Origin of the sequence: Pseudomonas sp. PDM09 (assembly GCF_014852305.1) — a bacterium.
Taxonomy (GTDB): Bacteria; Pseudomonadota; Gammaproteobacteria; order Pseudomonadales; family Pseudomonadaceae; genus Aquipseudomonas.
Map to the genome: position 1 here is coordinate 175285 of NZ_JACVBI010000010.1, position 17947 is coordinate 193231.

The window sequence follows — 17947 nt, forward strand, 5'->3', positions numbered from 1 at the left end:
ACGGAGTGTTTATGGCAGTCAAAGTCCTGGTGGTGGACGATTCGGGGTTTTTCCGCCGCCGCGTCTCGGAAATTCTTTCAGCGGATTCCAATATCCAGGTCGTCGGTACGGCGACCAACGGCAAAGAGGCGATCGATCAGGCGCTGGCGCTCAAGCCAGACGTGATCACCATGGACTACGAGATGCCGATGATGGATGGCATCACGGCAGTGCGGCACATCATGCAGCGCTGCCCGACCCCGGTGTTGATGTTCTCCTCGCTGACTCACGAAGGCGCGCGGGTCACCCTCGATGCGCTGGACGCTGGCGCGGTGGATTTCCTGCCGAAGAATTTCGAAGACATCTCGCGTAACCCGGAGAAGGTCAAGCAACTGCTGTGCGAGAAAATTCTCAGCATCTCGCGCAGTAACCGTCGTGTCAGCGCCTACAGTGCCCCGGCTCCAGTGGCCGCACCCGCCCCGACACCTGCGCCTTCGAGCGTCAGCAGCTACGGCAGCAGCAGTGCGCCTGCGCGTCCGGCCCCGGCACCGATTCCGGCTCGCAGCCATGCAGCGACGCCGGCGTCGCCAGCGCCGAAACGCAAAGCCTACAAACTGGTCGCCATCGGCACCTCCACCGGTGGCCCGGTTGCCCTGCAACGGGTACTGACGCAGTTGCCGGCCAACTTCCCGGCACCGATCGTGTTGATCCAGCACATGCCGGCAGCCTTCACCAAGGCCTTCGCCGAGCGTCTGGACAAGCTGTGCCGCATCAGCGTCAAGGAAGCCGAGGATGGCGACATCCTGCGTCCGGGCCTGGCGCTGCTGGCGCCGGGTGGCAAGCAGATGATGATCGACGGCCGCGGCGCGGTGAAAATCCTGCCGGGCGATGAACGTCTGAACTACAAGCCGTGCGTGGACATCACCTTCGGTTCCGCGGCCAAATCCTACGGCGACAAAGTTCTGGCGGTGGTACTCACCGGCATGGGCGCCGACGGTCGCGAAGGCGCGCGTCTGCTCAAGCAGGGCGGCAGTGCGATCTGGGCTCAGGATGAAGCCAGCTGCGTGATCTACGGCATGCCCATGGCGATCGTCAAAGCCGAGCTCGCGGACGCGGTGTACAGCCTGGACGATATCGGCCGTCATCTGGTCGAGGCGTGTCTCTGATGGATGTACTCAGCCTTATCGGGATCATCATGGCGTTTGTCGCCATCATTGGCGGCAACTACCTTGAAGGCGGTCACCTCGGCGCGTTGGCCAACGGCCCGGCAGCGTTGATCGTACTCGGTGGGACCGTTGGCGCAGCGCTGCTGCAATCGCCGATGAGCGCCTTCAAGCGCGCCATGCAGATTCTCGCCTGGATTCTGTTTCCACCGCGCGTGGACCTGGCTGGCGGCATCGATCGCGTCGTGAACTGGAGCCTGACTGCCCGCAAGGAAGGTTTGCTCGGTCTGGAAGGGGTGGCCGACGCCGAACCCGACAGCTACTCACGCAAAGGCCTGCAACTGCTGGTGGACGGCGCCGAGCCGGAAGCGATTCGCAGCATTCTGGAAGTGGATTTCTACACCCAGGAAAGCCGTGACATCGAAGCCGCCAAAGTTTTTGAAAGCATGGGCGGCTACGCGCCGACCATCGGCATCATCGGTGCGGTGATGGGCCTGATCCACGTCATGGGCAACCTGGCCGATCCATCGCAGCTGGGCAGCGGCATTGCCGTTGCCTTTGTCGCCACCATCTATGGCGTGGCCAGTGCCAACCTGATATTGCTGCCGGTTGCCGCCAAGCTCAAGTCCATCGCGTTGCGGCAGTCGCGTTATCGCGAGATGTTGCTGGAAGGGATTCTGTCGATCGCCGAAGGTGAAAACCCTCGCTCTATTGAGTTGAAGCTTCAGGGCTTCATGGATTAAGGGAATAACCTCATGGCTCGTCGTCGGCAACCTGAAGAACACGTAAACCATGAACGCTGGCTCGTTTCATACGCCGACTTCATTACGTTGCTGTTCGCTTTCTTCGTGGTGATGTACTCGATTTCTTCGATCAACGAAGGCAAGTACAAGGTCATTTCCGAGGCGCTGATCGGGGTGTTTACCGATTCCGATCGCGCCCTCAAGCCGATCCCGATCGGTGACGAGCGACCGAAGACCGTGACCCCGGCCAAGCCGCTGGTCAAGGACAGCGAACAGATTGACGCCGGCATCGCCCAGGCTGCCAACGATCCGCTCAAAAGCATTGCTGATGACATCAGCGCGGCGTTTGGCGACTTGATCAGTTCCAACCAGATGACCGTGCGCGGCAATGAGTTGTGGGTCGAGATCGAGCTCAATTCCAGCCTGTTGTTCGGCAGTGGCGATGCGATGCCCAGCGACATCGCCTTCAACATTATCGATAAGGTCGCCGCGATCCTGAGGCCGTTCGATAACCCGATCCACGTCGAAGGCTTTACCGACGATCAGCCGATTCGCACCGCGCAATACCCGACCAACTGGGAGCTGTCCTCGGCCCGTTCGGCAAGCATCGTGCGCATGCTGGCGATGCAGGGTGTGAACCCCGGTCGTCTGGCGTCGGTGGGTTATGGCGAGTTCCAGCCGGTGGCCAATAACGCCACCGCCGAAGGTCGGGCGCGCAACCGTCGGGTGGTGTTGGTGGTTTCACGAAATCTCGATGTACGCCGCAGCCTCACGGGTACCGGAACGGCTCATGCACAACCGGATGCCGCGTTGAAGCGGGCTGGCACACAAACTGCACCGGCTCCGGTCAAGTCGCCGGGACGAGAGAGCGCCGTCAATTCTCCGTCACCCGCATTAATACGTTGAGCTATTTCTCGGTCAATCTTTTCGACCGGGAGGAACAATCCGAATGAGAGTCTGGGCAGTCGCCAATCAAAAGGGTGGTGTCGGTAAAACCACTTCCTCCATCGCTTTAGCCGGTTTGCTGGCTGAGGCGGGCAAGCGCGTGGTTGTGGTCGATCTCGACCCCCACGGCTCCATGACCAGCTACTTCGGTTACGACCCCGACAGCCTGGAACACAGCAGTTACGACTTGTTTCTGCATAAGGGCAGTGTGCCGCAAGGCTTGCCCGGTCAGTTGCTGATGCCCACCAGTGACGAACGCATTTCCCTGTTGCCATCGAGCACCGCGCTGGCAACCCTTGAGCGCCAGTCGCCGGGCCAGAGTGGTTTGGGCCTGGTGATCGCCAAGAGCCTGGCGCAGTTGTGGCAGGACTTCGATTACGCGGTGATCGACAGTCCGCCGTTGCTCGGTGTGCTGATGGTCAATGCCTTGGCGGCCAGCCAGCAGTTGGTGATTCCGGTGCAAACCGAACACTTGGCGGTCAAAGGCCTGGAACGCATGGTCAACACCTTGGCGATGATCAACCGTTCGCGCAAACAGGCGCTGCCGTTCAGCATCGTGCCGACCCTTTTCGACCGTCGCACCCAGGCGTCCCTCGGCACCCTTCGCGTGCTGCGCGACAAATACCCGGAAGAAATCTGGCAAGGCTACATCCCGATCGACACCCGCTTGCGTGACGCGAGCAGGGCAGGGCTGACGCCCTCACAATTCGACGGCAAGAGCCGTGGCGTTCTCGCTTACCGCGCACTGCTCAAGCACCTGTTGGCCGCACAACTTGTCCCGGCGGTGGCCTGATGAACCCAACTCCTGTAGGAGCTGCCGCAGGCTGCGATCTTTTGATCTTGCTTTGTGACACCTTCGAATCCGCCAAAAGATCGCAGCCTTCGGCAGCTCCTACGATGGTGTGCGCATGACTCGTCCGGTGAAGATCACCTCGCGTCCGCAACTGGCCCTCCAGTCCTATCTGGACGCATTGCTGCAGGACGCGACCGAAGAGTTGTTGCCAGAAGTCGAGGCGCTGCCCGAGGTTGTCGAGGTTGTCGAGGTTGAGGCCGCGCTGGATGAGTTTCAGGCTGCCGTGCTTGAAGAGCAGGCCCGTGATGCGCAGAAACCGGCCGTGGCCGCTGCACCCATCGTTGCGCCAGTGGTGAAAGCACCGCTGGCCGTGATCGACGCGCCGGCACCGATTCTGGCGCCCGTGTCGACGATTGCACCCCTGCTGCAAGCATTGGTGCCGCCGTTGGTTGAAGTTCATCTGCCGCCCAGCAACACGCCGCCACCGGTGGAAACCGACGGTCGTCCGACATGGGCTGCCGAGCCGTTCGAGTGCCTGTTGTTCGACGTCGCCGGGTTGACCCTGGCGGTGCCGCTGGTGTGCCTGGGCTCGATTTATTCCCTGGCCGGTCACGAGCTGACGCCGTTGTTCGGCCAGCCGGAATGGTTCCTCGGGATCCTGCCGAGCCAGGCCGGCAACCTGAAAGTGCTGGATACCGCGCGCTGGGTCATGCCGGATCGTTATCGCGATGATTTCCGCCAGGGCCTGCAATACGTCATTTCGGTTCAGGGCTACGAGTGGGGGCTGGCGGTGCATCAGGTCAGCCGCTCATTGCGCCTGGACCCGAACGAAATCAAATGGAGAAGTCATCGAGGTCAGCGGCCATGGCTCGCCGGCACGGTGATTGAGCACATGTGTGCGCTGCTGGACGTTTCTGCCCTGGCCGAGTTGATCGCCAGCGGCGGGGCAAAGCACATGAGCGGCAGCAAGCCACTTCACAAACCGACATAGCTGCCGACATAACAAGTATGCGACGGCATTGTTGAATGCTGCCTACAGAACACACACCGCCAGAGGCGGTTTTTCGAGGGGTCAGGGTATGAGTAATCAAGCGACGAATGCAAAAGGTTCTGAAGATCCGATCCTGCAATGGGTAACCTTCAAACTGGACAACGAAACCTACGGCATCAACGTGATGCGCGTTCAGGAAGTCCTGCGTTACACCGAAATCGCCCCGGTCCCGGGTGCTCCGAGCTACGTACTGGGCATCATCAACCTGCGCGGTAACGTGGTCACCGTGATCGACACCCGTCAGCGCTTCGGCCTGATGAATGCCGAGATCAGCGACAACACCCGTATCGTCATCATCGAAGCCGACAAGCAAGTGGTCGGGATCATGGTCGACAGCGTGGCTGAAGTGGTTTACCTGCGTCAGTCGGAAATCGAGACCGCGCCGAATGTCGGTAACGAAGAGTCCGCCAAGTTCATTCAAGGCGTGTGCAACAAGAACAACGAACTGCTGATCCTGGTCGAGCTGGACAAGATGATGAGCGAAGAAGAATGGTCGGAACTGGAGAGTATCTGATTGATTCTTGAGGTGGCTGTCATTGTCCTGTTCCTTTTATGGGCAGGCACGCTGGCGATGTTCCTGGCGTACATCCGCGCTCAGCGGCAGATCGCCGCGCAACAGGCCGAGGGCGATGCGCTGCGCGATCAGCGCATCAAGGACCTGGCCAAACGCGTCGACGACTACCAGAACGGCAACGTGCGCATGGGTGAAGACCTGCACGAACTGCGCGCCGTCGTCGGGCCGTTGCCGGACAAACTGGCGCAGCTGGAGCAGCGTGATCCGTCGAGCCTTTCATTCGCCCAGGCGGCACGCCTGGTGGGGATGGGCGCGAGCGTCAGTGAGCTGACGCAGTCCTGCGGGTTGACCCAGGCTGAGGCGGAGTTGATGAGTAAGTTGCACAGGAACTGAGAAGATCAAAAGATCGCAGCCTCGTTGCACTCGACAGCTCCTACAGGGCGTGCGCAATGGAAATCGTTCCCACGCTCTGCGTGGGAATGCCTCTTGGGACGCTCTGCGTTCCGCTGTTGTGTGACGCAGAGCGTCACGGGCTGCATTCCCACGCAGAGCATGGGAACGATCAGTAATCATCCCCTCGATCGGTGACATCCTTCTCGACCATCGGCGCATGCGGATCATGCCCCTCGGGAAACTTGCCCTTCAAATTCCACGCAAACGCAATGATCTCCGCAATCGTGCGATACAACTCTTGCGGAATACTGTCCCCCAATTCCATCCGCGCCAACAGTTTCACCAGCTCGGCGTTTTCGTAGATCGGCACTTCGTAATCCCGGGCGATCCGCAGAATTTCTTCCGCCAGTTCCTCGTCACCTTTGGCCGTGAGGGTGGGGGCGTGGGTGCCGTCGTATTTGAGGGCGATGGCCTGGCGCGGTGTGGTGGATTCGTTCATGCGGTTTCGTCGACCCAGCGTTGTTCGAGGCGGGTTTGAGGGCCTTGAGGCGGTGTGCCGAGGTGGCAATCCAGATCGCCGACGTTCAGGCCTGATGCCAGCAGGCGTTCGCGCAGCCCGGCCAGATTGCTTTCGATCAGGCTTGCGGTGTACGGGCGCTCGGCCCAAAGCTGGCTGGAGAGGCTGCCTTTGATCAGCTGCGCCTGAATCTGCAATGGCCCCAGCGGTTCCATGTCGAACGCCAGATCGACTCGCCACAATTGTTGCTTGGGTTCGTGTTCGTCGCGGCGTTCGTGCAGTTGTTCTTTCTCAGGTGCTTCTTCGCGCTGGAATTTGACCTGCAATGGCACGATGTCCTGCAGGTTGCGCATGGGGATTTCCAGTTGCCAGGTGCTGAGCAGGCGACCGTCGTCGGTGAGGCCGGTCTGTTCCAGGCTCGACAGTTGATGGCTTTGCAGGCGCGAGACAGCCGCTGCTGCCAGGCGCAGCAAATGTTCCAGATCGCCTTCACCGTCCTGACTTTGCAGCAGGCGCTCGGGGAGCGGGAAACTGGTCGGCAACGGTTTGGCGCTGACTTGTCCAAGCATTCCCAAGGCGCTGCGCACGAAGCTGGGCAGCGCTTGCGCCAGTGTATTGGCGGCGATGATCGCGTTGAGATTGGTATTGGCCGGCAGGCCTGGCGTCAGTTGCGCGATCAGCTTGAGCAGGTCGCCCTTCATGTCTGGCGTCAGCGTCGGGTTTTGCCCGGTCAGCAGTTTCGCTTCAAGGAACAGACCGCTGTTGGCCAACGCCTGGGCCAGGCCTTTTGGTGTACTCAATTGCTGAACGTCCGGCAGGCCGGCGAGCAATTTGTCTACGGCGGCGCGCAGGTCGCTGGAGGTCTGATCCGATGGAGGCAGGTTTTGCAGGAATTTGAGCAAGCCATCCAGAGAGCCCTGGCGACTTTGCTGGCTGACCAATTGCTGCGTCACCGCCAACTGTTCCTGACGGCTGCTCAACGGGACGAACTTCAGGGTCTGGGTGTCCTGCACCAAGGCGCTCAGCAAGGTACCGATGCGCAGTGGCGACGGGCTGTCGATGCTCAGCGTGCTGCCACTCAGCGCGGTATTGAGCAGGCTCACCATCGAGTGAAACACCGTCGGCTGACCCGGCACCTGCGGCATGACCTGAGAGGTCAATACTTTGCCTTGCAGCAAGGTGCCGACCGGCAGTTGCGTCGTGTCGATGCGGGTGAGCGTCGCAACGCTGGAGGCGATGGCCTGTTGCACCGTGACCGCCAGGTTGCCCGCCGATGGCTGGGTAATCGCCAGGCTGGTGCCTTGGGGCAACGGCTGAGTGCTGGTGGCCTGGACCGTGGTCTGGCGGCCGCTGTCGAGGGTGACCTTGAGCAACAGTTGAAAGGTCTGATCCGTCTGCTTGAGCGACAGCACTTCAGCCTTGGCGGTTTGCCCAACGGAGATCAGGCCCTCCATCGGCGTCAGCAGCTTGAGTAGATCACCACTCACCACCAGCGGCCGCGAAGTCGCGGGCGTGGTCGGCGGCAGCGGGAGGATGTTCATTTCGCCTGTCATACGCGGTCACAACCTGAGGAAAATGCACTCTTTAGAGTAGGGCATGGCATGTATAATGCCGCCCGTCTTCGGGGAGTGGCGAAAACATTGCATTTGTTTGACCTGGCTCTCTAGAACAAGCCGCCAATGCATCTATGCTGCATCTCTTTAGCGGCCGCCCTGCCGCCGACTTGAACCGCAAAAGGCCCGTGATCTCTTGACCAGTCCTGTCCTGCAAACCGTTGCCCTTGCCTGTGAGCGAGACCTTCGGCTGCTCTTCGAAAATCTCGAATTGAGACTGGCCAGTGGCGAAATGGTACAGATCAGCGGCCCCAACGGCAGTGGCAAGACCAGCCTTTTACGTCTGCTTTGCGGCTTGATGCATCCGACTGCCGGGCAGGTGCTGCTCAACGGCTTGCCACTGAACGAACAGCGCAGCGAACTGGCGCGCAACCTGTTGTGGATCGGCCATGCCGCCGGCATCAAGGACCTGCTGACCCCTGAGGAAAACCTCAGTTGGCTCTGCGCCTTGCATCAACCGGCCTCCCATGAGGCGATCTGGCAGGCGCTGACGGCGGTGGGGCTGCGCGGCTTCGAGGATATTCCCTGCCATACCCTGTCTGCCGGCCAGCAACGCCGCGTCGCGTTGGCACGGTTGTATCTGGACAGCCCGCCGCTTTGGATCCTCGATGAGCCGTTTACCGCGCTCGACAAACAAGGCGTGGCGCAACTCGAAGAACACCTGGCGGCGCACTGCGAGCGGGGGGGCATGGTGGTCCTCACCACTCACCACACGCTCACCCGGGTGCCTGCCGGCTATCGTGACATTGACTTGGGGAACTGGGCCGTATGAGTGTTTTCGGCCTGTTGGTCGCCCGCGAGGCACGTTTGCTGTTCCGCCGTCCTGCCGAATTGGCGAATCCGCTGGTGTTCTTCGCCATCGTCGTCTCTTTGTTCCCGTTGGCGGTCGGCGCCGGGCCTCAATTGTTGCAAACCTTGTCCCCGGGGCTGGTCTGGGTGGCAGCGCTTTTATCGGTCTTGCTCTCGCTGGACGGGCTCTTTCGCAGTGATTTCGAAGACGGATCGCTTGAGCAGTGGGTCCTTTCGCCGCACCCCCTGCCTATTCTGGTTTTGGCCAAGGTGCTGGCACACTGGGCGTTTTCCGGCCTGGCGCTGGTTTTGCTCGCACCCTTGCTGGCACTGATGCTTGGTTTGCCTGCCGCCTGTCTGCCGGTGTTGCTGCTTTCTTTATTGCTCGGTACACCGGTGCTGAGCCTGCTCGGTGCGGTGGGCGCGGCGTTGACGGTAGGATTGAAGCGCGGTGGCCTGTTATTGGCGCTGCTGATTCTGCCGCTGTACATCCCGGTGTTGATTCTCGGCAGTGGCGCCTTGCAGGCGGCATTGCAGGGCATGCCGGCGACCGGTTATCTCTTGTGGCTTGGTAGCCTGACCGCCCTGGCGATAACCCTGACACCTTTTGCAATAGCTGCTGGCCTGAAGATCAGCGTCGGCGAATAATAATGAGGCCCTGGTCAAAAGTTGATCACTTCTTTTGATGAAAGGCAGGACCCTTGGCTCTTCAAAGCGAAGAGCACCCGTGATGGAAACAGCAATGAACTGGACCTGGTTTCATAAGCTCGGCTCACCCAAATGGTTTTACGGCATCAGTGGCAAACTGCTGCCATGGCTGAGCGTCGCGGCGTTGCTGCTGATCAGCATCGGCGTGGTTTGGGGGCTGGCCTTTGCGCCGCCGGACTATCAGCAAGGCAACAGCTTTCGCATCATTTACATCCACGTTCCCGCCGCCATGCTGGCGCAGTCCATCTACGTGATGCTGGCCGTGTGCGGCATCGTCGGGCTGGTCTGGAAGATGAAGCTGGCCGACGTTGCCCTGCAATGCGCCGCGCCGATTGGTGCGTGGATGACTGCCGTGGCGCTGGTCACCGGCGCGATCTGGGGCAAACCGACCTGGGGTTCGTGGTGGGTCTGGGATGCGCGACTTACGTCCATGCTTATTCTGCTGTTTCTGTACTTCGGTCTTATTGCGCTGGGCAACGCCATCAGCAATCGTGACAGTGCGGCCAAGGCTTGCGCGGTGCTGGCAATCGTCGGCGTGATCAACATCCCGATCATTAAATACTCGGTGGAGTGGTGGAACACCCTGCACCAGGGCGCGACCTTCACCCTCACCGAAAAACCGGCGATGCCCGCCGAGATGTGGCTGCCGCTGCTGCTGTCGGCGCTGGGTTTCTACTGTTTCTTCGGCGCGGTGCTGTTGCTGCGCATGCGCCTTGAAGTGCTCAAGCGCGAAGCCCGGGCGAGCTGGGTGAAAACCGAAGTGCAGAACAGCCTGGAGGCCGCTCGATGAGTTTCGCTTCATTCGGCGACTTTCTCGCCATGGGCCATCACGGCCTGTATGTCTGGTCAGCCTATGGCATAAGCCTGGCGGTGCTGGCCCTCAACGTGGCGGCGCCGATCCTGGCCCGCAAGCGGTATCTGCAACAAGAGGCGCGTCGTCTGCGCCGGGAGAACGGCAAGTGAATCCGCTGCGTAAAAAGCGTCTTATGATCATTCTCGCGATCCTGGTCGGTGTCGGCGCTGCCGTTGGCCTGGCCCTGAGCGCCCTTCAGCAGAACATCAATCTGTTTTACACCCCGACCCAGATCGCCAACGGCGAAGCGCCGCAAGACACACGCATCCGCGCGGGCGGCATGGTCGAGAAAGGTTCGCTGCAACGTTCCGGGGATTCCCTGGACGTGAAATTCATCGTTACCGACTTCAACAAATCCGTGACCATCAGCTACCGCGGCATCCTGCCGGACCTGTTCCGCGAAGGGCAGGGCATCGTCGCCCTCGGCAAGCTCAACGCTGACGGCGTGGTGGTGGCTGATGAAGTGCTGGCCAAGCACGACGAGAAGTACATGCCGCCGGAAGTGACCAAGGCGCTGAAAGACAGTGGTCAATCCGCTCCAACACCCGCGAAGGAGGGTTGATCCATGACTTCCGGCATCTTTATCCCCGAACTCGGCCACCTGGCCATGATCCTGGCGCTGTGTTTCGCGCTGGTTCAAGCCGTGGTGCCGTTGCTTGGTGCCTGGCGTGGCGACCGTCTGTGGATGAGCCTGGCTCAGCCCGCAGCATGGGGGCAGTTCGCGTTTTTGCTGTTCGCTTTCGGGTGCCTGACGTATGCCTTCATGGCGGACGACTTCTCCGTCGCTTATGTGGCCAGCAACTCCAACAGCGCTTTGCCGTGGTACTACAAATTCAGCGCCGTCTGGGGCGCTCACGAAGGTTCATTGCTGCTATGGGCACTGATCCTCGGCGGCTGGACCTTCGCTGTGTCGGTGTTCTCCCGGCAATTGCCACAAGTGATGCTGGCTCGCGTATTGGCCGTGATGGGCATGATCAGCACCGGTTTTCTGCTGTTTCTGATCATGACCTCCAACCCGTTCAAACGCATCCTGCCGCAGATGCCGACGGATGGGCGCGACCTCAATCCCTTGCTGCAAGACATTGGCCTGATCGTTCACCCACCAATGTTGTACATGGGATACGTCGGTTTCTCCGTGGCCTTCGCCTTCGCCATCGCCGCGCTGCTGGGCGGTCGTCTCGATGCGGCATGGGCGCGCTGGTCCCGTCCGTGGACGATCGTCGCCTGGGCCTTCCTCGGTATCGGTATTACGTTGGGCTCCTGGTGGGCCTACTACGAACTCGGCTGGGGTGGCTGGTGGTTCTGGGACCCGGTGGAAAACGCATCCTTCATGCCTTGGCTGGTGGGCACGGCGCTGATTCACTCATTGGCGGTCACGGAAAAACGTGGCGTGTTCAAGAGCTGGACGGTGTTGCTGGCCATCGCCGCGTTCTCATTGAGTTTGCTCGGCACCTTCCTCGTGCGCTCCGGCGTGCTGACCTCGGTTCACGCCTTTGCGTCCGACCCTGAACGCGGTGTGTTCATCCTGATCTTCCTGCTGTTTGTGGTCGGCGGTTCGCTGACGCTGTTCGCCCTGCGCGCGCCGGTGGTCAAGAGCCATGTCGGCTTCAACCTCTGGTCCCGGGAAACCCTGCTGCTGGGCAATAACCTGGTGCTGGTGGTGGCCGCGTCGATGATCCTGCTCGGCACCTTGTATCCGCTGATTCTCGACGCGATGACCGGCGCCAAACTGTCGGTCGGCCCGCCGTACTTCAACGCGCTGTTCATTCCATTGATGGCGTTGCTGATGGTAGTGATGGCGGTCGGCATGCTGGTGCGCTGGAAAGACACCCCGGTCAAATGGCTGATGAGCATGTTGACCCCGGTGTTGCTCGGCAGCGCTGCACTGGCCGTCGTGGCGGGCGTCGCTTACGGCGATTTCAACTGGGCGGTGCTGGCGACGTTCATGCTGGCTGCCTGGGTGTTGCTGGCCGGTGTGCGGGATATCTTCGACAAAACGCGTCACAAGGGTTTGATCAAAGGTCTGCCGACCCTTACCCGCAGCTATTGGGGCATGCAGATCGCGCATTTGGGCATTGCCGTCTGCGCGCTGGGTGTTGTGTTGTCGAGCCAGAACAGTGCCGAGCGTGATCTGCGCCTGGCGCCGGGTGAATCCATGAACCTGGCCGGTTATCAGTTTGTGTTCGACGGCGCCAAGCACTTCGAAGGGCCGAACTTCACCTCCGACAAGGGCACCGTGCGGGTGATCCGCGATGGCCGGGAAATCAGCGTGCTGCACCCGGAAAAACGCCTCTACACCGTGCAGAACTCGGTGATGACCGAAGCCGGGATCGACGCCGGTTTCACCCGTGACCTTTACGTCGCGCTGGGCGAGCCGTTGGGCGAGGGCGCCTGGGCGGTTCGTGTGCATGTCAAACCGTTCGTGCGCTGGATCTGGTTCGGCGGTCTGCTTACAGGTTTCGGCGGTTTGCTGGCGGCGCTGGATCGCCGTTATCGGGTCAAGGTGAAAAGCCGCGTGCGTGAAGCGCTCGGCATGACGGGAGCCACTGCATGAGACGTTGGTTGATGCTGTTGCCACTGGCGATTTTTCTGGTGGTTGCTGTTTTTCTGTATCGGGGGCTGTACCTGAACCCGGCCGAGCTGCCTTCGGCGATGATCAACAAACCGTTCCCTGAGTTTTCGCTGCCATCGGTGCTGGGTGACAAAACCCTGACTAAAGCGGATCTTCTGGGTAAACCGGCATTGGTCAACGTCTGGGGCACCTGGTGCATTTCCTGCCGGGTCGAGCACCCGGTGCTGAACAAATTAGCTCAGCAAGGCGTGGTGATCTACGGCGTCAACTACAAGGACGTCAACGCCGATGCCTTGAAGTGGCTGGCCGAGTTCCACAACCCGTATCAATTGGACATCCGGGACGATGCCGGCACCCTGGGCCTGAACCTCGGCGTATACGGCGCTCCGGAAACCTTCTTCATCGACGCCAAGGGCATCATCCGCGACAAATTCGTCGGCGTGATCGACGAACAAGTCTGGCGCGAAAAACTGGCCGCCAAGTATCAGGCGCTGGTCGACGAGGCCAAGCCATGAAGCGCTGGATTGCCGCCGCTGTTCTGGGCTTGAGCATGGTCGGTGTGGCCCACGCGGCCATCGACACCTACGAGTTCGCCAAAGAAGGCGATCGTGAGCGTTTTCGCGAGCTGACCAAAGAGCTGCGTTGCCCCAAGTGCCAGAATCAGGACATCGCCGATTCCAATGCCCCGATCGCTGCCGACCTGCGCAAAGAGATTTTTCGCATGCTCGGCGAGGGCAAGGACAACCAGCAGATCATCGATTTCATGGTCGACCGTTACGGTGATTTTGTCCGCTACAAACCTGCCCTCAACGCCAAAACCGCACTGCTCTGGTTCGGCCCCGCCGGCCTGCTGCTGGGCGGTTTTGTGATCATCGCCGTGATCGTCCGTCGTCGTCGCGTACAACGCACTGACAGCCCGGACACGCTTTCCGCCGAGGAGCGCGAGCGCCTCGACCACCTGTTGGATAAAACCAAGAATGATTGATTTCTGGCTCGCTGCAGGCCTGCTGCTCCTGGTTGCCCTGAGTTTTCTGTTGATCCCCGTTCTGCGCGGTCGCCGCGCTCAGCTGGAAGAGGACCGTACGGCGCTGAACGTCGCGCTTTATCAGGAGCGCGTGGCTGAGTTGCAGAGTCAGCAGGAAGAGGGCGTGCTCAACGCCGAACAAATGGACACCGGCCGCGCCGAAGCTGCCCGTGAACTGCTCGCCGACACCGAAGGCGTCGAGGCGCCGCGCGTATCGCGTCTGGGCAAGCCGTTGCCATTGCTGGCGGCGATTCTGGTGCCGGTGTTGGGCCTTGGGCTGTACCTGCATTTCGGCGCCAGCGACAAAGTCGAGCTGACCCGCGAATTCGCCCAGGCGCCGCAGTCGATGGAAGAAATGACCCGTCGTCTGGAGCGTGCGGTCGCCGCCCAACCGGACTCGGCCGAGGGCCTGTACTTCCTTGGCCGCACCTACATGGCTCAGGACCGTCCGGGCGATGCGGCGAAGATCTTCGAGCGCACAGTGACTCTGGCCGGGCGGCAGCCGGAACTGCTCGGGCAGTGGGCCCAGGCCCAATATTTCGCCGATGGCAAGAAGTGGTCGGACAAGGTCCAGGCCCTGACCGACGAAGCGCTGAAAGCTGATCCGAAAGAAGTCACCAGCCTCGGTCTGCTGGGCATTGCGGCCTTTGAAGGCGAGCGTTATCAGGACGCCATCGACTACTGGAACCGCCTGCTGGCGCAACTGCCGCCGGATGATAAATCCCGCGTCGCGCTGCAAGGCGGCATTACTCGGGCCGCCGAGAAGCTGGAAGCCAGCGGTGGCAAGGTTGCCCAAGCGCCTGCAGCTAAAGCTGCAGCATTGCTCAAAGTGCAAGTCGATCTTTCGCCAGAGCTGAAAGCCAAGGTCCTGCCGGGTGACAGCGTGTTCATCTTCGCCCGCGCCATCTCCGGCCCGCCCGCGCCGCTGGCCGCCAAGCGTCTGACCGTCGCCGACTTGCCGGCAACCGTCGAACTGGGTGATGCCGACGCCATGATGCCGCAGTTGAAACTGTCGAACTTCCCTGAAGTCCAACTGGTTGCGCGCATCTCCCGCGCTGGCCAACCGACTGCCGGCGAATGGATCGGTCGCAGCCAACCCTTGGCCACCAGCACCACCGCGCAACAAAAACTGATCATCGACAGCCCGGATAAATAACAGGAAGCACCACCATGACCGCCATCGCTCGTATCACTCTCCTCAGTATGGTTTTGGGGTTAAGCGCCTGTGCGGTCCAGCAGCCCGAGCCCACACGGCTGCCGCCAATCCCGCCTTCGGGGCCAAGCACCAAACCGCCTCCAACGACGACACCGAGCAAACCGAGCATCCCGGTCAAACCGTCCAAGCCGATTCCACGCACTTCCGCCAGCTTCGCCCCGCCACCGGGGGGCAACAGTCATTGGGATGCGAAACTCGGCGTTTACGTTCTCGATGATCAGACCAACACCTTCTACCGCCAGCGCACCTACTATCGCTGGAACAACGGCTGGAGTCGCTCGATCAGCCCCAACGGGCCATGGGAAGAGACGGACATCCATGGCGTGCCGGGTGGGTTAGGCAGAAAATTCGGGCAGTGAATGGAAACGGCGATCTGAGGATCGCCGTTTTGCTTTTTGGGGTTTGTGGAAGGCGATTAAAGAATCGCTCGATAGTGGGTCAACGCCTTGCTCGACCGAATGAGGCCTTGGCGCAGCAGCAGATCGAGATAGGTGCCGACATCCATCGGCGGCATCTTTAGCTGTTTGCGTTGCCGTTGTGCTGCCGCGACAACCGCTGCCGGGTCCAGGTCAAAGAGGTTATCGACGAACTCGTCAGGATGCTGGGCCTCGATGCCAAAAGGTCCGAGTGTTTCATTGGGAAAGTCTTTCTGATTAAAAGTCACAATGACACTGGCGTTGCAGCGTATGGCGGCAGCCAGAACATGTCGGTCATCGATGTCGGGCAGTGTGAGCCCTTCGATTAGCTTTTCGTAACCGGATACGCAAGCATCGGGTATGGCCTGATCCATCAAGTCGGACGTGCGATCCAATTGCTCTGTTGTCAGGTCCGGACGGTTTTTCAACAGATTGCGCTTCCATTCGTTGTGTATCTCCAGTGACCATCGCGCCCTGAAACGTCCTGAGAGCGCGAGCCACATCAGAAAGTCTCTTAGGGGCGCTGGGTACAAAACACATGCGTCATATACAGCGGTAAAAGGGGAGTGCCTCACTCGTATCCTGTCCTTAACGCTTGTGCTTGCTCGGCGAGAAGCGTCATTGCTTGCTCACTGGCGGTGTCGCGCCGGTTTTTATAGTCCATCAAATCGGCAAAGCGCACACGTCGGTGCTTGCCGGTTTTGTGGTAGGACAACTCGCCGGACTCCAGCAGTTTGATCAGGTGCGGGCGTGAGACATTGAGTAAGTCCGCCGCTTCCTGGGTGGTCAGTTCCGCATGAACCGGGACGACCTTTACCGCATTGCCTTCGGCCAATGCAGCCAGGATGTCGACCAGCAATCGAAGGGCTGAAGTGGGCAGTTCGACGCTGTGAGCTTCATTTTGCTCGTCGAAAATCTGAATGCGTTGGGTTTCGAACTGAGTCGCGAGATAGGCAGCGAGAGCGCGCTGGCCTTCGATAGCGGCCTGAACTTCGCGCGCCATGGGCAAGTTGATCGGTGGGTGGAGGACTAAGGACATGATGAAATTCCAACATTCTGAGTAGCGATGCTGGAAGGCTATTCGAATCAAAAGAAAATCGCAATAAACGAAACCAGAGCTTGTTTAAGGCTCTTTTGCCAGCAAGGTCTAGACGTAATCGACAAACGCCCGAGCTGGTTCGGCATTGAGGGGTATCAACCGAATCGCCTTCGCGGGCAAGCCTCATACCATTACCCCTAAATGTAGGGGCGAGGCTTGCCCGCGAAGCTTTTAGCGTCCTAAGCCGTTGCCAACGAGCGCCTCTCTGAAACACTCAAAAACCGCAACAACGCCAACAGCGGAAACGCACTACCCACAATCACGATCCACAACCAGCCGCCATGCTCGTACACCGCGCTGGCCACTGAAGAACCAAACGCGCCGCCGATGAAGATGCTGGTCATGTACAGCGCATTCAGACGGCCGCGGCTTTTAGCGTCGAGGGTATAGACCGCTCGCTGGCCGAGGACCATGTTCATTTGCACGCAGAAATCCAGCACCACCCCCGTCACCGCCAGGCCGATAACGCTGTAGACCGGGTGGATGAAGGCGGGCAGGAAGCTCAGGCTGGCGAACAGCAGGGCCAGCAGCGAGGCGATGCGGGTATGACCGGCATCGGCCAGTCGACCGGCGATGGGTGCGGCAATCGCGCCAATGGCGCCGACCAGGGCGAAGATCGCGATCTGGGTTTGCGACAGCCCATGATTACGCGACAGTTCCAGCGGCACTGCAGTCCAGAACAGGCTGAAGGTGGCGAACATGCAGGCTTGATAAAACGCGCGCTGACGCAACACCGGCTGCTGACGCAAGAGCGTCCAGAGCGAACCCAGCAACTGGCCATAAGAAGCGTTGTGATCAGGCTGGCGCTTGGGGATGGTCAGGCCCAGCACAATGCTGATGGCCGCCATTAATACCGCAGCGATGACGAACATCGCACGCCAGCCGAAGTGATCGGCTATTACGCTGGACACTGGTCGAGCCAGCAGAATCCCCAGCAGCAAACCACCCATGATGCCGCCGACCACGCGGCCGCGCGATTCTTCCGGCGCCAGATGGGCGGCCAGTGGAATCAGGATCTGTACCGACACCGAGCTGAACCCCACCAGCAACGAGATCAGCAGAAACACGTTCGGCTGATCGGTGAACGCCGCGCCCAGCAAACTGGCAATCGCCACCACGGTGGTGATGATCATCAAGCGGCGGTTTTCCAGCAGATCACCCAACGGCACCAGGAAGAACAGACCCAGCGCATAACCAATCTGCGTCAGCGAAACGATCAGGCTGGCCATGGTGTCGGTCAGGCCGATGTCCGGCGCGATCAGGCCGATGATCGGCTGGGCGTAGTAGATGTTGGCCACAATAGCGCCGCAGCAGAAGGCGAAGAGCAGCACCATGCCTCGGGTCATTGTGGTGGCACCGTGGGGCGCCTGAGTCGCTGGGTTCATAACGTGGCTCGTTGAACAAGAAGGAATGCGCAGAGGCTAATCGGCTGGCTGGAGCGGCGGAAGGGGGAATAGGGTGATAGTAATCATGCCTCTGAAGAATGATTGAGAGAGGCCGTTCATTGGGTCTCCTGGCTCCCACAAAAAAGGCGACCTATGAAGGTCGCCTTTTCATTG

The 17947-nt window shown here is 60.3% G+C and carries 22 protein-coding genes; 17 read left to right on the forward strand and 5 right to left on the reverse strand.

Features of this window, described 5'->3' with window-relative positions; genetic code table 11:
- The first annotated feature begins 11 nt into the window (after positions 1 to 11).
- The 7 genes from IB250_RS23210 to IB250_RS23240 all read left to right on the forward strand — a co-directional run bounded on the left by IB250_RS23210 (position 12) and on the right by IB250_RS23240 (position 5581).
- Complete coding sequence (locus IB250_RS23210) at positions 12 to 1145, forward strand: protein-glutamate methylesterase/protein-glutamine glutaminase (protein WP_192345723.1); 1134 nt, start codon at positions 12 to 14, stop codon at positions 1143 to 1145.
- Positions 1145 to 1885 carry a flagellar motor protein gene (locus IB250_RS23215; protein ID WP_008072647.1) on the forward strand — a complete coding sequence of 247 codons (741 nt, stop codon included), beginning with the start codon at positions 1145 to 1147 and terminating at the stop codon, positions 1883 to 1885. Before IB250_RS23210 ends, IB250_RS23215 begins: the two co-directional genes overlap by 1 nt.
- A gap of 12 nt (positions 1886 to 1897) precedes the next feature.
- The gene (gene motD / locus IB250_RS23220; RefSeq protein ID WP_008072648.1) at positions 1898 to 2791 is read left to right on the forward strand and encodes a flagellar motor protein MotD; all 894 of its coding nucleotides are present in this window, start codon (positions 1898 to 1900) and stop codon (positions 2789 to 2791) included.
- Positions 2792 to 2834: 43 nt separating this feature from the next.
- Positions 2835 to 3623 carry a ParA family protein gene (locus tag IB250_RS23225; protein ID WP_192345724.1) on the forward strand — a complete coding sequence of 263 codons (789 nt, stop codon included), beginning with the start codon at positions 2835 to 2837 and terminating at the stop codon, positions 3621 to 3623.
- A gap of 115 nt (positions 3624 to 3738) precedes the next feature.
- A complete protein-coding gene (locus IB250_RS23230; RefSeq protein ID WP_192345725.1) occupies positions 3739 to 4614 on the forward strand; it encodes a CheW domain-containing protein in 876 nt (291 codons plus the stop codon).
- 88 nt (positions 4615 to 4702) lie between these two features.
- The gene (locus tag IB250_RS23235; protein WP_007894224.1) at positions 4703 to 5188 is read left to right on the forward strand and encodes a chemotaxis protein CheW; all 486 of its coding nucleotides are present in this window, start codon (positions 4703 to 4705) and stop codon (positions 5186 to 5188) included.
- Positions 5189 to 5581 (forward strand): DUF2802 domain-containing protein, encoded by a 393-nt coding sequence (locus IB250_RS23240; protein WP_192345726.1) that lies wholly within the window; start codon positions 5189 to 5191, stop codon positions 5579 to 5581.
- A gap of 169 nt (positions 5582 to 5750) precedes the next feature.
- Here IB250_RS23240 and IB250_RS23245 read toward each other — a convergent pair whose 3' ends face one another.
- On the reverse strand, positions 5751 to 6080 hold the full coding sequence (locus IB250_RS23245) for an EscU/YscU/HrcU family type III secretion system export apparatus switch protein (protein WP_192345727.1): 330 nt from the start codon (positions 6078 to 6080) through the stop codon (positions 5751 to 5753).
- Entirely contained in the window at positions 6077 to 7651 is a 1575-nt protein-coding gene (locus IB250_RS23250; protein ID WP_192345728.1) for a flagellar hook-length control protein FliK, read from the reverse strand. Before IB250_RS23250 ends, IB250_RS23245 begins: the two co-directional genes overlap by 4 nt.
- 196 nt (positions 7652 to 7847) lie before the next feature.
- Between IB250_RS23250 and ccmA the strand changes: the two genes are divergently transcribed.
- The 10 genes from ccmA (at position 7848) to IB250_RS23300 (ending at position 15232) form a co-directional block, all read left to right on the forward strand.
- Positions 7848 to 8483, forward strand: coding sequence for a cytochrome c biogenesis heme-transporting ATPase CcmA (ccmA, locus tag IB250_RS23255; protein ID WP_192345729.1), 636 nt, complete (start codon positions 7848 to 7850; stop codon positions 8481 to 8483).
- Complete coding sequence (ccmB, locus tag IB250_RS23260; RefSeq protein ID WP_008072659.1) at positions 8480 to 9148, forward strand: heme exporter protein CcmB; 669 nt, start codon at positions 8480 to 8482, stop codon at positions 9146 to 9148. Before ccmA ends, ccmB begins: the two co-directional genes overlap by 4 nt.
- A gap of 94 nt (positions 9149 to 9242) precedes the next feature.
- Positions 9243 to 9998, forward strand: coding sequence for a heme ABC transporter permease (locus IB250_RS23265; RefSeq protein WP_192345730.1), 756 nt, complete (start codon positions 9243 to 9245; stop codon positions 9996 to 9998).
- Positions 9995 to 10171, forward strand: coding sequence for a heme exporter protein CcmD (gene ccmD, locus IB250_RS23270; RefSeq protein WP_007894243.1), 177 nt, complete (start codon positions 9995 to 9997; stop codon positions 10169 to 10171). Before IB250_RS23265 ends, ccmD begins: the two co-directional genes overlap by 4 nt.
- Entirely contained in the window at positions 10168 to 10623 is a 456-nt protein-coding gene (ccmE, locus tag IB250_RS23275) for a cytochrome c maturation protein CcmE (protein ID WP_192345731.1), read from the forward strand. The genes ccmD and ccmE overlap by 4 nt, the downstream gene beginning before the upstream one ends.
- Positions 10624 to 10626: 3 nt before the next feature.
- A complete protein-coding gene (locus IB250_RS23280; protein WP_192345732.1) occupies positions 10627 to 12615 on the forward strand; it encodes a heme lyase CcmF/NrfE family subunit in 1989 nt (662 codons plus the stop codon).
- Positions 12612 to 13148, forward strand: a complete 537-nt coding sequence (locus IB250_RS23285) for a DsbE family thiol:disulfide interchange protein (protein ID WP_192345733.1) — start codon at positions 12612 to 12614, stop codon at positions 13146 to 13148. The genes IB250_RS23280 and IB250_RS23285 overlap by 4 nt, the downstream gene beginning before the upstream one ends.
- Positions 13145 to 13618 (forward strand): cytochrome c-type biogenesis protein, encoded by a 474-nt coding sequence (locus IB250_RS23290; RefSeq protein ID WP_192345734.1) that lies wholly within the window; start codon positions 13145 to 13147, stop codon positions 13616 to 13618. Before IB250_RS23285 ends, IB250_RS23290 begins: the two co-directional genes overlap by 4 nt.
- Entirely contained in the window at positions 13611 to 14813 is a 1203-nt protein-coding gene (gene ccmI, locus IB250_RS23295; protein WP_192345735.1) for a c-type cytochrome biogenesis protein CcmI, read from the forward strand. Before IB250_RS23290 ends, ccmI begins: the two co-directional genes overlap by 8 nt.
- 14 nt (positions 14814 to 14827) lie before the next feature.
- Positions 14828 to 15232 (forward strand): hypothetical protein, encoded by a 405-nt coding sequence (locus IB250_RS23300; protein WP_123496081.1) that lies wholly within the window; start codon positions 14828 to 14830, stop codon positions 15230 to 15232.
- Between the two features lie 56 nt (positions 15233 to 15288).
- Here the strand turns inward: IB250_RS23300 and IB250_RS23305 are convergent, their stop codons facing one another.
- The 3 genes from IB250_RS23305 to IB250_RS23315 all read right to left on the reverse strand — a co-directional run bounded on the left by IB250_RS23305 (position 15289) and on the right by IB250_RS23315 (position 17773).
- On the reverse strand, positions 15289 to 15864 hold the full coding sequence (locus IB250_RS23305; RefSeq protein WP_192345736.1) for a PIN domain-containing protein: 576 nt from the start codon (positions 15862 to 15864) through the stop codon (positions 15289 to 15291).
- Positions 15861 to 16328, reverse strand: a complete 468-nt coding sequence (locus IB250_RS23310; RefSeq protein ID WP_192345737.1) for a helix-turn-helix domain-containing protein — start codon at positions 16326 to 16328, stop codon at positions 15861 to 15863. Before IB250_RS23310 ends, IB250_RS23305 begins: the two co-directional genes overlap by 4 nt.
- Before the next feature lie 239 nt (positions 16329 to 16567).
- Positions 16568 to 17773 carry an MFS transporter gene (locus IB250_RS23315; RefSeq protein ID WP_192345738.1) on the reverse strand — a complete coding sequence of 402 codons (1206 nt, stop codon included), beginning with the start codon at positions 17771 to 17773 and terminating at the stop codon, positions 16568 to 16570.
- Between the last annotated feature and the right edge of the window lie 174 nt (positions 17774 to 17947).

Bases quoted from the DNA above. Each gene is read 5' to 3' on its own strand.
- IB250_RS23210 (WP_192345723.1), top strand. From the start codon at position 12: ATGGCAGTCAAAGTCCTGGTGGTGGACGATTCGGGGTTTTTCCGCCGC.
- IB250_RS23215 (WP_008072647.1), top strand. From the start codon at position 1,145: ATGGATGTACTCAGCCTTATCGGGATCATCATGGCGTTTGTCGCCATC.
- motD (WP_008072648.1), top strand. From the start codon at position 1,898: ATGGCTCGTCGTCGGCAACCTGAAGAACACGTAAACCATGAACGCTGG.
- IB250_RS23225 (WP_192345724.1), top strand. From the start codon at position 2,835: ATGAGAGTCTGGGCAGTCGCCAATCAAAAGGGTGGTGTCGGTAAAACC.
- IB250_RS23230 (WP_192345725.1), top strand. From the start codon at position 3,739: ATGACTCGTCCGGTGAAGATCACCTCGCGTCCGCAACTGGCCCTCCAG.
- IB250_RS23235 (WP_007894224.1), top strand. From the start codon at position 4,703: ATGAGTAATCAAGCGACGAATGCAAAAGGTTCTGAAGATCCGATCCTG.
- IB250_RS23245 (WP_192345727.1), bottom strand. From the start codon at position 6,080: ATGAACGAATCCACCACACCGCGCCAGGCCATCGCCCTCAAATACGAC.
- IB250_RS23250 (WP_192345728.1), bottom strand. From the start codon at position 7,651: ATGACAGGCGAAATGAACATCCTCCCGCTGCCGCCGACCACGCCCGCG.
- ccmB (WP_008072659.1), top strand. From the start codon at position 8,480: ATGAGTGTTTTCGGCCTGTTGGTCGCCCGCGAGGCACGTTTGCTGTTC.
- IB250_RS23265 (WP_192345730.1), top strand. From the start codon at position 9,243: ATGAACTGGACCTGGTTTCATAAGCTCGGCTCACCCAAATGGTTTTAC.
- ccmD (WP_007894243.1), top strand. From the start codon at position 9,995: ATGAGTTTCGCTTCATTCGGCGACTTTCTCGCCATGGGCCATCACGGC.
- IB250_RS23280 (WP_192345732.1), top strand. From the start codon at position 10,627: ATGACTTCCGGCATCTTTATCCCCGAACTCGGCCACCTGGCCATGATC.
- IB250_RS23285 (WP_192345733.1), top strand. From the start codon at position 12,612: ATGAGACGTTGGTTGATGCTGTTGCCACTGGCGATTTTTCTGGTGGTT.
- IB250_RS23290 (WP_192345734.1), top strand. From the start codon at position 13,145: ATGAAGCGCTGGATTGCCGCCGCTGTTCTGGGCTTGAGCATGGTCGGT.
- ccmI (WP_192345735.1), top strand. From the start codon at position 13,611: ATGATTGATTTCTGGCTCGCTGCAGGCCTGCTGCTCCTGGTTGCCCTG.
- IB250_RS23300 (WP_123496081.1), top strand. From the start codon at position 14,828: ATGACCGCCATCGCTCGTATCACTCTCCTCAGTATGGTTTTGGGGTTA.
- IB250_RS23310 (WP_192345737.1), bottom strand. From the start codon at position 16,328: ATGTCCTTAGTCCTCCACCCACCGATCAACTTGCCCATGGCGCGCGAA.
- IB250_RS23315 (WP_192345738.1), bottom strand. From the start codon at position 17,773: ATGAACCCAGCGACTCAGGCGCCCCACGGTGCCACCACAATGACCCGA.